Raw genomic sequence first — 13,491 nt, 5'->3', positions numbered from 1 at the left:
TCTGCGAGGCCCGTCCCGCCGCACGGCACAGTGCGCCGCTCAGTGGAAACCCTGCTGAGCTGGGAAAACACGGTGAAACTCACCCTCTTGACCGATTCAACGACAAGACACGTCTTGTCAGTCGAAACCGGTCACCGATACAGTTCGCTTTAGTTAGGAAAGTTTCTTAACAGTTCAACTCCCGTTCACCAGACGCCGCAGCCCACCAGCCACCGCCAGGCCCAGAAGGAGCGCGACGTGCCGTCGACCCGCCTACGAACATTCACCCGCCTCACGCCCGTGGTAGCCGCGATCGCGCTGCTGCCCGGCGCGATCGCCGCGGCCAGCACGCCGCGAGCCGATGTCCTGCTCTCGCAAGGGAAACCCGTCGCGACCTCCACCGTCGAGAGCTCGTCGTACGCCGGTGCGAAGGCCGTCGACGGCAACGCCTCCACCCGCTGGGCCAGCGTCGAGGGTGCCGACCCGCAGTGGCTGCGGATCGACCTCGGCCAGTCCGCCGCGATCCACCGCGTCCTCCTCACCTGGGAAGCCGCCTACGCCAAGAAGTACCGCATCGAAGTCTCCGACGACGGCACGAACTTCACCGCGGCCACCACCGTCGACAACGGTGACGGCAAGACCGACGACCTCACCGTGAACGCCCACGGCCGGTACGTGCGCTTCGTCGGCGTCACCCGGGCGACGAGCTACGGCTACTCCTTCTGGGAGATGCAGGTGTTCGGCAGCACGGACTCGTCCGGCGACACCCAGGCCCCGACCACCCCCACCGGCCTCACCGCCGGCACGATCACCGCCACCGGCGCCGCCCTGACCTGGAGCGCCGCCACGGACAACGTCGGCGTCGCCGGCTACGACGTCCTGCGCGACGGGACCGTCGTCGCCACCAGTTCGACGACGTCCTACACCGATACCGGCCTCAACCCCGACACCAGCTACACCTACACCGTCCGGGCCCGCGACGCCGCCGGGAACGCCTCGCCCGCGAGCACCCCGGTCACCGTGAAGACCAAGGCGGGCACCGGAAGCGGCTTCGTCCTCGCCGCGGCCGGCGACATCGCCGAACAGTGCACCGCGAGCAGTTCCAGCTGCGCCCACGTCAAGACCGCGAAACTCGTCGACGCCATGAAGCCCGCGGCTGTGATCACCATGGGGGACAATCAGTACGACGAGCCGACCCTGGCGGACTTCAAGAACTACTACGACAAGACCTGGGGCAAGTTCAAGAACATCACCCACCCCGTCCCGGGCAACCACGAGTCCTACTCGAAGTTCACGGGCTACGAGGACTACTTCGGCGCCATCGCCAAGCCCCAGGGAAAGCGGTACTACAGCTGGGAAATGGGCAACTGGCACTTCATCGCCCTCGACTCCAACGACTTCACCACGCACGACGACTTCGCCGAGCCGCCCCAGATCACCTGGCTCAAGCAGGACCTGGCGAACAACAAGAAGGGCTGCGTCGCCGCCTACTACCACCACCCGCGGTGGAGCTCGGGTGACCACGGCGACAACCCCGACAGCATCGAGCTGTGGAACATCATGACCAGCAACAAGGTGGACCTGGTCCTCAACGGTCACGACCACGACTACGAGCGGTTCGTCCCGCAGGACGCCAATGGCAAGGCCGACGCGAACGGCCCGGTCGAGATCGTCGGCGGCAGCGGCGGCGCCAACCTCTACGACCTGAGCCCGGCGCACCAGACGACCGCGAAGCTGCTCAAGACCTTCGGCGTCCTCAAGCTGTCGATGACGGACACGTCGTTCCAGTCGCAGCTCATCGGCGTCGACGGCAAGGTCCTGGACAGCAGCCCGACCTACACCTGCCACTAAGGGGAATGGCATGTACATCGCGGCAAGCCGTACCTCGGACGTGGCGGCGGGCACCGACCGGAAACCCGCGCTGAAACGCGTGTCCGCCAACGTCGTGGCGCTCGGGATGGTCAGCCTGGTCACCGACGTCTCCTCGGAGATGGTGACCGCCGTCCTCCCGCTCTACCTGGTGCTCGGCCTCGGCCTGAACCCGCTGCAGTTCGGGCTGCTCGACGGGCTCTACGCCGGCGCCACCGCCCTCGTGCGGGTGCTCGGCGGCCACCTCGCCGACCGGTGGCGGCGGCTCAAGGCCGTCGCCGGGTTCGGGTACGGCTTGTCCGCGGTGTGCAAGCTCGGCCTGGTCGCGGCCGGCTCGTCGGTCGCGGCGATCGGCGTCGTCCTCGCCGCCGACCGCACCGGCAAGGGCCTGCGCACCGCCCCGCGCGACGCCCTGATTTCCCTCAGCAGCACCCCGGACGCGCTCGGCCGGTCGTTCGGCGTGCACCGCGCGCTCGACACCGTCGGCGCGTTCCTAGGCCCCCTGGTCGCGATGGCGGTGCTCGCGCTCAGCCTCGGCAGCTACACCAGCGTGTTCTTCACCAGCTTCTGCGTCGCCGCGATCGCCGTGCTGCTGCTGGCGTTGTTCGTCCGGGACCACCCGGGCAGCGTCGATCGCGCCGTGGTGTCGCTGCGCACGGCGGCAGGTCTGCTCAAGCAGAGCGACTTCCGGCGCGTGACGCTCTGGGCCGCGCTGCTGGGCCTGGTGACGGTCGGCGACTCGTTCGTCTACCTCGCCCTGCAGCGGCGCTGGGAGATCGCGGCGACGTTCTTCCCCCTGCTGCCGTTGGGCACCTCCGGTGTCTACCTGGTGCTGGCCGTGCCGCTGGGCAAGCTCGCCGACCGCGTCGGCCGCTGGCCGGTGTTCCTCGGCGGGCACGTCGCGCTGGGCCTGGCCCTCGTGCTGCTCTGCGGGCCCGCCGCGCTGGTGTTCGCGGTGGTCGCCCTCGGTCTGCACGGAGTGTTCTACGCGGCCACCGACGGCGTCCTCATGGCCGCTGCCGGCCCGCTCATCCCGCGTGATCTCCGGGCTACCGGGATGGCTGTCGTGCAGACCGGGCAGGCCGTGGCCCGCATGCTTTCGTCCGTCCTCTTCGGACTGGCCTGGACGCTCTGGGACCTGCGCCCCGCGGTGCTCGTCGCCGCGGCCTGCCTGGCCGTCGTCGCCCTCGCCGCCGCTCTCGTGAAACCGGTGCGCCCGTGAAGAAAATCGTCCTCGCCCTGATCGGCACGGTCCTCCTGGTCGCCGCGGCCGTCGTCTACACCGTCAGCGCCCGCCACGACACCGCCGACGCCGAACCGGCCGCCCAGCTCACGCTGAGCCCCGGTCAGCTGCTGTTCCGCGATACCGACACCGGCCGCATCGGCACCTTCACGCAGGACAAACGCCGGCTCAGTGACCTGAAGTGCGACCGGTTCGCGGTGGCGAAGCAGACCGCGGTCTGCCTCGCCGTGCGATCGGGGACGCTCCCGGCGGTGACCGACGTCCTCGTCCTCGACGACCACCTCGCCGTCCGCCACACCGAGTCCCTGCCGGGCACACCGAGCCGCGCTCGCGTGTCCCCAGACGGCAAGCGCGTCGACTGGACGCTGTTCGTCACCGGTGATTCGTACGCGCAGACCGGCTTTTCGACGCGCGCGGGGCTGTACGAGGTCGACACCGGACGGCTCGTCAAGACGATCGAGGAGCTTCCGGTCTTCATGGGCGACGAGCGCTACTTCGCCTCGGACGTCAACTACTGGGGCATCACGTTCGCCCCCGACGGCAACCGCTTCTACGCCACCCTCGGCAGCAAGGGGAAGACCTACCTCGTCGAAGCGGACTACCGGCGCTACCGCGGGAAGACTCTCCGGGAGAACGTCGAATGCCCGTCGCTGTCCCCGGACGCCACCCGGGTCGCCTTCAAGAAGAAGACGGGCGAGGGCGTCTGGCGGCTGTCGGTCCTGGACCTGAAGACGTTGAAGGAAACCGAGCTGGCGGAGCAGAAGAGCGTCGACGACCAGGCGCTGTGGCAGGACGACCACACGATCCTCTACGGGCTGGACAACGCCGTCTGGGCGGTCCCGGCGGACGGCTCCGGCACGCCGCGGAAGCAGGTGGACAAAGCCGCGTCGCCGGCCGTCACGGGGTGACGCCGACCGCCGCGAACAACGTCCGCACGGCCAGGTCGCGCAGCTCCTCCTGGGTGACCGTCGGCTGGTCGAGCCACGCGAGGATCGTCGTCGCGACGAACGCGAGCCAGCCGCGGACGGCCAGCCGCGTCGCCTCGGTGATCGGGGTCAGCAGGCTCACCGCGTCGAGGATGCGGGCGGCGTTCGCGGCCATCCCAGCCTCGCGGATCTCCTGGATCTCGCGGTCGGCGCCGCTCGCCGCGCGGTGCACGATCCGGTAGCCGTCGGGGTGCGTGCGCGCGAACTCGAGGTACACGTCGAGCCCGGCCCGCAGCTGCTCCGCCACGGGCAGCGCCGGGTCGGGCTCGCTCATCGCCAGCAGCTGGTCGCGTTGCGCGCGGACGATCGAAGCGAAGAAGTCCTTCTTCGTCGGGAAGTAGTGGTACAGCAGGCCGCGGGAGACCTGCGCGATCTCGGCGACCTCCTCGATCCACACCTCGTCGTACGGCCGTTTCGCGAACAACCCGGCCCCGATCGTGAGGAGCTGCTCGCGCCGCTGTTCGGTGCTCAGCCTCGTCCGCATCCCCCGAGCTTACTTGACACGGGTTCAGTAGCGGGGGATCGTGACCCTATTGGATACGGGTTCAATAGGGGGTACGTCGTGGACACGTCCGCGCTTCCGCACCGGCCGGGCCGCCTGCCGGTGATCGGTGACCTGATCGGCGCCAACCCGCGCACGCCGCTGCAGGACACGCTGCGCATCGGCAAGCGCGTCGGGCCGATCTTCACGCGGAAGATCTTCGGCTTCGAGATCGTCTTCGTCGGTGGCGTCGACCTCGTGACCGAGCTGAACGACGAGACGAAGTTCGGCAAGCACGTCGGCATGGGCATCGAGAACCTGCGCGCGCTCGCCGGCGACGGGCTGTTCACCGCCCACACCCACGAGCCGAACTGGCGGCTGGCGCACGACATCCTGCAGCCGGCGTTCTCCGCCGAGGCGATGCGCCGTTACCACCCGATGATGCTGGAGGTCGCGCGGGAACTGACCGCGGCCTGGGACGCCGCGTCCGGGCCGGTCGACGTCGCCGCCGACATGACGCGCCTGACCCTGGAGACGATCGGCCTCGCCGGGTTCGGCTACCGCTTCGGCTCGTTCGAGCGCAGCGAACCGCACCCGTTCGTGACGGCGATGATCCGCGCGCTGCGGTACGCGCAGCTGCAGAACGTCAAGCTGCCGTTCGTGCGGCGCGCGTTCGCCGGGACGGCCGAGCAGAACCAGGCCGACATCGCGACCATGACCGGGCTGGTCGACGAGGTCATCGAGGCCCGGCGCCAGGACGGCGAGGAGAGCCGCGACCTGCTCGGCCTGATGCTCACCGAGGGCCACCCGGAGACGGGGGAGCGCCTCGATCCGGTGAACATCCGCAACCAGGCCATCACGTTCGTCGTCGCGGGCCACGAGACGACGTCCGGCGCGCTGTCGTTCGCGCTGTACTACCTGACGCGCCACCCCGAGCTGCTGGCGAAGGCCCGCGCCGAGGTCGACGCGGTGTGGGGCGACCGCGAGCCTGCCTTCGGAGACGTCGCGAAGCTGCGTTACGTGCGTCGCGTCCTCGACGAGGCGATGCGGCTCTGGCCGACCGCGCCGGGCTACTCCCGCGAAGCACGCGAAGACGTCGTCCTCGGCGGCGAGTACCGCATGCGCAAGGGGGACTGGGTGATCGTGCCGCTGCCCCTGGTGCACCGCGATCCTTCGGCCTGGCCGGACCCGGAGAAGTTCGACCCGGACCGGTTCGAGCCCGCCGCGGTGCGGAAGCGGCCGGCGCAGGCGTACAAGCCGTTCGGGACGGGCGAGCGCGCCTGCATCGGCCGCCAGTTCGCACTGCACGAAGCCGTGCTGGCGCTGGGAATGGTATTGCAGCGCTACGACTTCGAGGTGGATCCGTCGTACGAGCTCAAGATCGTCGAGTCGTTGACGCTCAAGCCGAGCGGGTTCACGCTCCGGCCCCGCGTCCGGGCGCGGGAGCCGCTCACGACTTGAGGTAGCGCACCTGACCGGGCTTCGTCCGGTCGTACTCGTCCCGGCCCGCGAGGTGCTCGGGCACGCCGACCTCCCACCACGCGCCGGCTTCGGTCCACGACGACGGCTGCGTCTTCACCACGACCACCGCCGGCCGTCGCTCGGCCACGGCGGCCTCGCGCGCGGCGGCGTACGCGGTCCGCAGTGAGTCCACATCGGACGCCGGGAACACCAGGCAGCCCAGCGATTCCGCGTGCCGCGCGAAGTCCACGCGCGGCGGCGAAGCGTGCGAAGTCGTGCAGTCGGCGTAGAAGTTGTTGAACGGCTTCCCGCCCTGACCCTCCTGGAGCCGCGCGATCACCGCGTAGCCGTCGTTGTCGCACACGACCGCGACGAACGGGTGACCCGCGAAGGCGGCCGAGAACAGCTCGGAGTTCAGCATCAGGTACGAACCGTCGCCCAGCAGCGTCGTCACCAGGCCCGGATGCGCGATCGCCGCGCCCCACGCGCCGCACAGTTCGTAGCCCATGCACGAGAAGCCGTACTCGACGTCCATCGAGATCGAGCCGGACCCGCGCCAGCCGCCGATCAGCTCGCCCGGCAGCCCGCCGGACGCCGTCATGACGTAGTCGTCCGGTGCCGACAGGTCGTTCACCGCGCCCACGACCTGGGCGTACGACGGGAGTTCCGCGCCGGCCGAGCGCAGCGAGTCGACGTGCGCGTCCCAGGAAGCCCGTTCGGTCGCGGCCCGCGAGGTCCACTCCGGGTCGACCCGCCAGCTCTCCAGCTGCGCGCCCAGGTCGACCAGGCCCGCGTCGGCGTCGGCGACCACCGACAGCGCGCCGTGTTTCACCGCGTCGAACCGGGCCGCGTTGAGCGCGACCAGGCGGACGTCGGGGGAGAAGACCGTCCACGACGCCGTCGTGAAGTCTTGCAGCCGTGTCCCGACCGCGAGGACGACGTCGGCCGCGGCCGCGAGGACGTTCGCCGACGTCGAGCCGGTGACGCCGAGCGGCCCGGCGTGCAGCGGGTGGTCGTGGGCCACCAGCGTGCGGCCCGCGGTCGTCTCCACCAGCGGGATCCCGTGCCGCTCGGCGAAGTCGAGGGCGCGCCGCCCGGCGCCGGAGTACCGGACGCCGCCGCCGAGGACGAGCAGCGGCCGCTTCGAAGACCGCAGAGCCCCGGCCGCCTCGGTGACCGCGCGCCGGTCGGGACGCGGCCGCAGCGGCCGGTGCGTCACCGGGGCGAACAGCTCGTCCGGGAAGTCGTACGTCTCCGCCTGGACGTCCTGCGGCAGCGCCAGGACGACGGGCCCGCTGTCCGCCGGGTCCGTGAGCACCCGCGCGACCTGCGGCAACGTCGAGATCAGCTGCTCGGGGCGGGTGATCCGGTCGAAGTAGCGGCTGACCGCGCGGAAGGCGTCGTTGGCCGTCGCGGTCGCGTCGCCGAAGGGCTCGATCTGCTGCAGCACCGGGTCCGGCGCGCGGCTGGTGAACGTGTCGCCCGGCAGGAGCAGCACCGGCAGCCGGTTCGCGTGCGCGACCCCGGCCGCGGTGACCATGTTCAGCGCGCCCGGCCCGATCGACGACGTCACGACGCCGACCTGCCGCCGGTGCGTGGCCTTCGCGTACCCGACCGCCGCGAGCGCCATGCCCTGTTCGGTGTGCCCGCGCCAGACCGGGATCTCGCCGCGGTGTTCCTCCAGGGCCGTGCCGAGGCCGAGGACGTTGCCGTGCCCGAAGATCGCGAAGACGCCCGGGAAGAGCGGGACTTCACGCCCGTCCAGGGTTTCCGAGCGCTGGGCGAGGATCCAGCGGACCAGCGCCTGAGCCGTCGTCAGCTTCACCGGACACGTCCTTCGTGGCTCGTCACCGGGCAGCGCGGATCCAGCTCCTGCGCTTCCCACGTCTCGCGGACCCAGCCGTGCGCGGGGTCGTCGCAGAACGCCATGGACCGCTCCGGCGCGGGTCCGGCCAGGACGTTCAGGTAGTACATCGGGTAACCCGGCGCGGCCACGCACGGACCGTGGAAGCCGCGCGGGATCAGGAAGACGTCGTGGTCGCGGACGGCGACGTCCTCGTCCAGGTCACCGTCCAACGTGTACGTCCGGTGCAGGCCGAACCCTTCGCGTGACGGCGTCACCCCGTCGCGGCCGGCGACGCGGAAGTAGTAGATCTCCTCGTTGACGACCTCGCACTCACTCGCTTCGTCGTGCTTGTGCGGCGGGTACGACGACCAGTTGCCGCCCGGCGTGATCAGCTCGCACGCGTTGAGCTTGTCGGCGTGGTCCCACACCCCGGGCACGCCGAAGTTGGTCACCTGCCGCGTCGCCTGCCCGGCGCCGCGCACCTCGACCGGGACGTTCTCGGCGGGGCCGTACTTCGGTTCCAGACGGCGGGTGCAGCGCGCCATCGGCAGCGCCACCTGCGCGCCGGTCTCGGAAATCAGCTCGACCTCGGCGTCGCGGGGGACGTAGACGAAGTCCGTGACCCGGGTGAACACCGACTCACGCCCTTCCAACTCGAACTCCTCGCCATCGACGCGGACCGTGAGCGAGCCGGACAGCGGGAGGACGAACGCCTCGAACTCGCCGGTCTTGACCGTGCGCGGGAGCCGGGTGCCGATCCGGAGCACCCGCAGCCCCGTGTACGTCCAGCCCGCCGAATCCGGGGTGAGCCGAACCGGGTCGGCGTCGTCGGACAGTGTCCCGAGTGGACGGTGCAGCTTGCTCATTTCGCGGCCTCCGGTTCTTTGCTCGTCCGTGGGGATCACAGCAGCTCCTCGATCTCCCCGGCGGTCGGCATCGCGTCGGCGCAGGCCAGCCGGGACGCGACCAGCGCGCCCGCCGCGTTCGCGTACTCGGCGATCCGCACCGGGTCCCAGCCCGAGAGCAGGCCGTGGATCAGGGCGCCGCCGAAGCCGTCGCCGGCACCGAGGCCGCAGACGACCTCGACGCGTTGCGGTGGCACGGTCGAACGTCCTTCCGGCGTCGCGACGAGCACGCCGTCGGCTCCCTTCTTGATCACCGCCAGCCGCAGGCCGCGTTCGAGCATGCGGTCCGCGGCGGTGTCCGGGTCCGCGGTGCCGACGGTGACCTCCACCTCGGTCCGGTTGCCGACCGCGACGGTGACGTGGTCGAGCATCGCGCCGATCTCTTCGCGGGCCTGCTCGACCGACGGCCAGAACATCGGGCGGTAGTCGAGGTCCAGCACGGTGTGCTCGCGGCGTCCCCGGGTCGCGAGGATCTTCCGCTGGGTCGCCCGCGCCGGTTCGGCGGAGACGCCGGTGCCGGTGACCCACAGCAGCGGCACCGACTCGACGACGTCCCAGGGCACGTCGTCGTCGGTCAGCGTGAGGTCGGGGGCGATGGGGGAGCGGTAGAACAGCAGCGGCGGGTCCGCGGGCGGGTTCAGCTCGCAGAACACCACCGGCGTCTGCAGGTCTGGCGACGTGCCCACGTGCGCCGGTGAGACGCCGAAGCCGTCCAGGGCTTGCCGGACGTAGTCGCCGAAGCCGTCCGGGCCGACCTTGGTCAGCACGGCCGTGCGCCGGCCGAGCCGCGCGGCGGCGACCGCGACGTTGGTCGCGGTCCCGCCGAGCGACTTGGCGAACGTGCTGACCTCGGCCAGGGGGACGCCGCTCTGCTCGGGGTAGAGGTCGACGCCCACCCGGCCGATCGTCAACGCTTCGAGACTCACGCCTTCTCCACCTGCCGCAGCTCGTGCTCCAGGGCTTCCAGTTCCGCACCGCCCGCCATCTGCCGGGTCAGCTCGTTGATGTCGATGTCCGCCTTCTCGTACGAACCGAGGGGCGCACCTCGCTTGAGCAGCAGGAACCGGTCGGCGACGGGGAAGGCGTGGTGCGGGTTGTGCGTGATCAGCACGACGCCGAGCCCGCGGTCACGGGCCTGCGCGACGTACTTCAGCACCACGCCGGCCTGCTTGACGCCGAGTGCGGCGGTCGGCTCATCGAGGATCAGCACCTTCGCGCCGAAGTACACCGCCCGCGCGATCGCGACGCACTGGCGTTCACCGCCCGAGAGCGTCCCGACCGGCTGCTCGATGTCCCGCAGGTCGATGCCCATGTCGGACAGCGCCTGCTTGGTCGTATCGCGGCCCTTCTTCCGGTCGAGCATCTTGAACGGGCCGAACCCGGTCGTCGGCTCGGAGCCGAGGAAGAAGTTCCGCCAGACGCTCATCAGCGGCACCACGGCGAGGTCCTGGTACACCGTCGCGATGCCGTGGTCGAGCGCCTCACGCGGCGAGGCGAGCCGCACCGGCTGACCGTCGATGAGGAACTCGCCGCGGTCGTGCTGGTGCACGCCGGCCAGGATCTTGATCAGCGTGGACTTCCCGGCGCCGTTGTCGCCGAGCACGCAGGTGACCTCGCCCGCGTTGACCACAGTGGACACATCGCGCAGCGCGATGACACTGCCGTACGTCTTCCCGATGTCCTTGACTTCGATGAGACTCATCAACGGACCCTTTCCGCGCGGCGCCGGAAGGCGTTGTTCACCAGGACCGCGGCCAGCAGCATGATGCCGAGGAACAGCATGAACCAGTCGCTGTTCCACTGCGCGAACACGATGCCCTGGCGCGCCATGCCGAAGATCAGCGCGCCGATCGCCGCGCCCACCGCCGAGCCGAACCCGCCGGTGAGCAGGCAGCCGCCGATCACCGCGGCGATGATGTACTGGAACTCCAGCCCGATGCCCTGGTTCGCCTGCACGCTGGCGAAGCGCAGGATGTTGATCGAGCCGACCAGCCACGCGCCGAGCGCGGTGCCCATGAACAGCAGGATCTTCGTGCGCACCACCGGCACGCCGACCGAGCGGGCCGACACCTGCGACCCGCCGACCGCGAAGATCCAGTTGCCGAACCGGGTCCGGACCAGCAGCCACGCGGCGATCGCCGTGACGACGACCCACCAGATGATCGACGACTGGAACTCCGTGCCGCCGATGTTGAAGGTGGAGGCGAACAGCCCGCCGGCCGACTCGTAGCCGCTGGTCGAGCGCATGCCCGAGACCTGGACGGTGTTGGTCACCCAGCGCGTCACGCCGAGGTTGAGCCCCTGGAGGGCGAGGAACGACCCCAGCGTGACGATGAAGCTGGGCAGCCCGGTCTTCATGACCAGCCAGCCGTTGAACGCGCCGACGCCGAGCGCGAAGGCGAGCGACGCCAGCAGCGCGAGCCAGACGTTCCACCCCGCCTGCGTCGCCAGGATCGCCGTGACCAGCGACGTCGACGCCGTCATCACGCCGGCCGAGAGGTCGAACTCGCCGCCGACCATGAGCAGCGCGACCACGACGGCCATGATGCCCAGGGTGGACGAGTCGTCGAGCCAGGTCGCCACGCCCAGCGGGCTGAGGAACTGGCCGGTGACGACGGAGAAGAAGACGAACACGAGCACGGCGCCGAGCAGCGCGCCGATCTCGGGCCGGACGACCAGGCGGTCGGTCAGGCTCTTTTTCGCTACGCGTTCGTCCGGGTGCGTCTGGATCGCGGTGGTCATCGGCTTCCCCTAGCGCGTGCCGCGCTGCGCGTACGGGGCCACGGTGTCGATGTTGGTCTTGTCGACGAAGCCGGGGCCGGTCTGCACCGGGTGGCCGCCGCCGATGGTGTTGCCGTTTTCCTTGTACAGCTTGAGGAACACGATCGGCAGGTAGCCCTGCTCGTACTGCTGCTGGTCGACGGCGAAGAGGATCGTGCCGGCCTTGATGGCCGCGACGACGTCGGCGTTCAGGTCGAACGTGGCGACCTGCGCCTTCGAGCTCGCCTCCTTGGCCGCGTCGACCGCGCGGGCCGCGACCTGCGAGTTCAGCGCCAGCACGGCGTCGATCGACGGGTCGGACTGCAGCGCGCCGCGGATGCGGGCCTGCGCGTCGGTCGGGTTGGAGATGTCGACCTGCAGCGTGGTGACGTTGCCGAAGGTCTGCTTCGCGCCGTCACAGCGCTGGTTCTGGCCGATGTTGCCGGCCTCGTGGATGACGCACAGCAGCTTCGTCTTGCCGGCCGCCTTGAGGCGCTGGCCCGCGCCCTGGCCCGCGAGGCCTTCGCTCTGCCCGACGTGCGCGATCGCGCCGAACGCCGCGCTGGAGTCCTCACCGGAGTTGATCGTGACGACCGGGATGCCGGCCTTCACGGCGTTCTGGATCGACGTCTGCAGGGCCTGCGGGTTCGCCATGGAGACGACCAGGCCACTGACCTTCTGCGCGACGGCGTTGTCGATCAGCCTGGCCTGGTTGCCCGGGTCGCCGTCGGCGAAGTAGTCGACGCCGATGTTCAGGTCCTTGCCCGCCTGCTCGGCGCCGTTCTTGACGACGTTCCAGAAGGCGTCGCCGGAGGTGCCGTGCGTGACCACGGCGATCTTCAGCGGGCCGCCCGAACTCGGGGCGGCGGCGGACGGGGCGCTCGAGCTGCTGCTGCTCGAGTTGTCGGCGCTGGGACCGCTGCAGGCGGACAGCACCAGCCCGGTGGCGGCGATCGCCGCCACTCCGGCCAGTTTCTTGAAAGAGAACACAGTCACTCCTTTGGGACCGATTACAGGGAGTCGATGATCTTCGAAAGGTGGGCCAGGCTGCGCTCGGTGTCCCGGCGCGGTGTGTCGTCGGGGCTCGAATCGCCGAGGGCGGTGTCCTGTTCGAGGACGTACCAGCCGTCGTAGCCCGCCGCCTGGACGGAGCGCACCATCGACGCCACGTCCACGTCCCCCTCGCCGAGCGGGGTGTAGATGCCCCGCCCGACCGCGTCGGTGTAGCCGATCCGTCCCGCGCGGACGTCGGCCGCGAGGTCTTCTCGGACGTCCTTCAGATGCACGTGCCCCACCCGTTCGGGATACCGCTTCGCCAGCTCGACCGGATCCGTCCCGCCGATCATCAGGTGCCCGGTGTCGAGGCACAAGCCGAGATCGGAGTCGGCGAGGAAGCGCTCGACCTCGGCCTGCTGCTCGACGTGCGTCCCGACGTGCGGGTGCAGCACGGTGCGCAGGCCGTGCGCGGCGGCGATGTCCCGGATCTCGCCGGCGGTCTCGATGAGCGTCGCCCATTCGGCGTCGGTGAGCTTCGGGCGTTCGTCGTAGCCGTCGAGCCCGGTCGCGGCGGCGAGCACGAGGACGTCACCACCGCACGCGGCGAACAGCGCGGCCGACTCTTCGGCTTCCTTGAGCGCGTTTTCCCGGTCGGCGTGCAGCACGACGGCGAGGAAGCCGCCGACGAGCCTCAGACTGTGTTTCCCGAGCAGCTCCCGCAGTTCGGCCGGGTCGCGCGGGAGGTATCCGGGCGGGCCCAGCTCGGTCGCCTGGACGCCGAGGGCGGCCATCTCGCCGAGCACGGTCGCGGCGTCCAGCACCCGGCCCCAGCCCGGGACTTCGCAGACGCCCCAGGAGATCGGGGCGGCGGCCACGCGGATCGTCGCTGTCACAAGGGGCCTCCGTTGGTCCGTTGGAGCGCTCTATTGATTAGAGCGCTCTAATCTTGTAGCGTCCGTCACAGC

Annotated in this window: 12 protein-coding genes; 4 read left to right on the top strand and 8 right to left on the bottom strand. The window is 70.3% G+C overall.

All coding sequences use genetic code 11. The features are described 5' to 3' along the window. The first annotated feature begins 279 nt into the window (after window positions 1-279). Genes ACZ7PG_RS43235 through ACZ7PG_RS43225 form a run of 3 tightly spaced genes read left to right on the top strand, consistent with a single transcriptional unit; the run spans window position 280 to window position 3,999 of the window. A complete protein-coding gene (locus ACZ7PG_RS43235) occupies window positions 280-1,830 on the top strand; it encodes a discoidin domain-containing protein (protein ID WP_470245012.1) in 1,551 nt (516 codons plus the stop codon). A gap of 10 nt (window positions 1,831-1,840) precedes the next feature. Beyond that, window positions 1,841-3,070 carry an MFS transporter gene (locus tag ACZ7PG_RS43230; RefSeq protein ID WP_470245011.1) on the top strand — a complete coding sequence of 410 codons (1,230 nt, stop codon included), beginning with the start codon at window positions 1,841-1,843 and terminating at the stop codon, window positions 3,068-3,070. Further along, window positions 3,067-3,999, top strand: coding sequence for a TolB-like translocation protein (locus tag ACZ7PG_RS43225; protein ID WP_470245010.1), 933 nt, complete (start codon window positions 3,067-3,069; stop codon window positions 3,997-3,999). Before ACZ7PG_RS43230 ends, ACZ7PG_RS43225 begins: the two co-directional genes overlap by 4 nt. Here the strand turns inward: ACZ7PG_RS43225 and ACZ7PG_RS43220 are convergent. Continuing rightward, a complete protein-coding gene (locus tag ACZ7PG_RS43220) occupies window positions 3,989-4,561 on the bottom strand; it encodes a TetR/AcrR family transcriptional regulator (RefSeq protein ID WP_470245009.1) in 573 nt (190 codons plus the stop codon). The genes ACZ7PG_RS43225 and ACZ7PG_RS43220 overlap by 11 nt on opposite strands. Window positions 4,562-4,639: 78 nt before the next feature. On the opposite strand from ACZ7PG_RS43220, the gene ACZ7PG_RS43215 reads away from it, so the two are divergent. Further along, the gene (locus ACZ7PG_RS43215; RefSeq protein WP_470245008.1) at window positions 4,640-6,019 is read left to right on the top strand and encodes a cytochrome P450; all 1,380 of its coding nucleotides are present in this window, start codon (window positions 4,640-4,642) and stop codon (window positions 6,017-6,019) included. Here the strand turns inward: ACZ7PG_RS43215 and iolD are convergent. Genes iolD through ACZ7PG_RS43180 form a run of 7 tightly spaced genes read right to left on the bottom strand, consistent with a single transcriptional unit; the run spans window position 6,009 to window position 13,419 of the window. Beyond that, on the bottom strand, window positions 6,009-7,844 hold the full coding sequence (gene iolD, locus ACZ7PG_RS43210) for a 3D-(3,5/4)-trihydroxycyclohexane-1,2-dione acylhydrolase (decyclizing) (protein ID WP_470245007.1): 1,836 nt from the start codon (window positions 7,842-7,844) through the stop codon (window positions 6,009-6,011). The two genes, ACZ7PG_RS43215 and iolD, sit on opposite strands and share 11 nt — an antisense overlap. Beyond that, window positions 7,841-8,731 carry a 5-deoxy-glucuronate isomerase gene (gene iolB / locus ACZ7PG_RS43205; RefSeq protein WP_470245006.1) on the bottom strand — a complete coding sequence of 297 codons (891 nt, stop codon included), beginning with the start codon at window positions 8,729-8,731 and terminating at the stop codon, window positions 7,841-7,843. The genes iolD and iolB overlap by 4 nt, the downstream gene beginning before the upstream one ends. Before the next feature lie 35 nt (window positions 8,732-8,766). After that, the gene (gene iolC / locus ACZ7PG_RS43200) at window positions 8,767-9,696 is read right to left on the bottom strand and encodes a 5-dehydro-2-deoxygluconokinase (protein WP_470245005.1); all 930 of its coding nucleotides are present in this window, start codon (window positions 9,694-9,696) and stop codon (window positions 8,767-8,769) included. Further along, complete coding sequence (locus ACZ7PG_RS43195; RefSeq protein ID WP_470245004.1) at window positions 9,693-10,472, bottom strand: ATP-binding cassette domain-containing protein; 780 nt, start codon at window positions 10,470-10,472, stop codon at window positions 9,693-9,695. Before ACZ7PG_RS43195 ends, iolC begins: the two co-directional genes overlap by 4 nt. Then, window positions 10,472-11,512, bottom strand: coding sequence for an ABC transporter permease (locus tag ACZ7PG_RS43190; protein ID WP_470245003.1), 1,041 nt, complete (start codon window positions 11,510-11,512; stop codon window positions 10,472-10,474). The genes ACZ7PG_RS43195 and ACZ7PG_RS43190 overlap by 1 nt, the downstream gene beginning before the upstream one ends. Before the next feature lie 9 nt (window positions 11,513-11,521). Further along, a complete protein-coding gene (locus ACZ7PG_RS43185) occupies window positions 11,522-12,520 on the bottom strand; it encodes a sugar ABC transporter substrate-binding protein (protein ID WP_470245002.1) in 999 nt (332 codons plus the stop codon). A 20-nt stretch (window positions 12,521-12,540) separates the two neighbouring features. After that, window positions 12,541-13,419, bottom strand: a complete 879-nt coding sequence (locus ACZ7PG_RS43180; protein WP_470245001.1) for a TIM barrel protein — start codon at window positions 13,417-13,419, stop codon at window positions 12,541-12,543. Between the last annotated feature and the right edge of the window lie 72 nt (window positions 13,420-13,491).

The sequence above is a fragment of the Amycolatopsis sp. NPDC114504 genome (assembly GCF_055633595.1).
This window is presented reverse-complemented; position numbering and strand designations above follow the sequence as displayed.

Coding starts and splice junctions, on each gene's coding strand:
- ACZ7PG_RS43230 (WP_470245011.1), top strand. CDS start 1,841: ATGTACATCGCGGCAAGCCGTACCTCGGACGTGGCGGCGGGCACCGAC.
- ACZ7PG_RS43220 (WP_470245009.1), bottom strand. CDS start 4,561: ATGCGGACGAGGCTGAGCACCGAACAGCGGCGCGAGCAGCTCCTCACG.
- iolB (WP_470245006.1), bottom strand. CDS start 8,731: ATGAGCAAGCTGCACCGTCCACTCGGGACACTGTCCGACGACGCCGAC.
- ACZ7PG_RS43195 (WP_470245004.1), bottom strand. CDS start 10,472: ATGAGTCTCATCGAAGTCAAGGACATCGGGAAGACGTACGGCAGTGTC.
- ACZ7PG_RS43190 (WP_470245003.1), bottom strand. CDS start 11,512: ATGACCACCGCGATCCAGACGCACCCGGACGAACGCGTAGCGAAAAAG.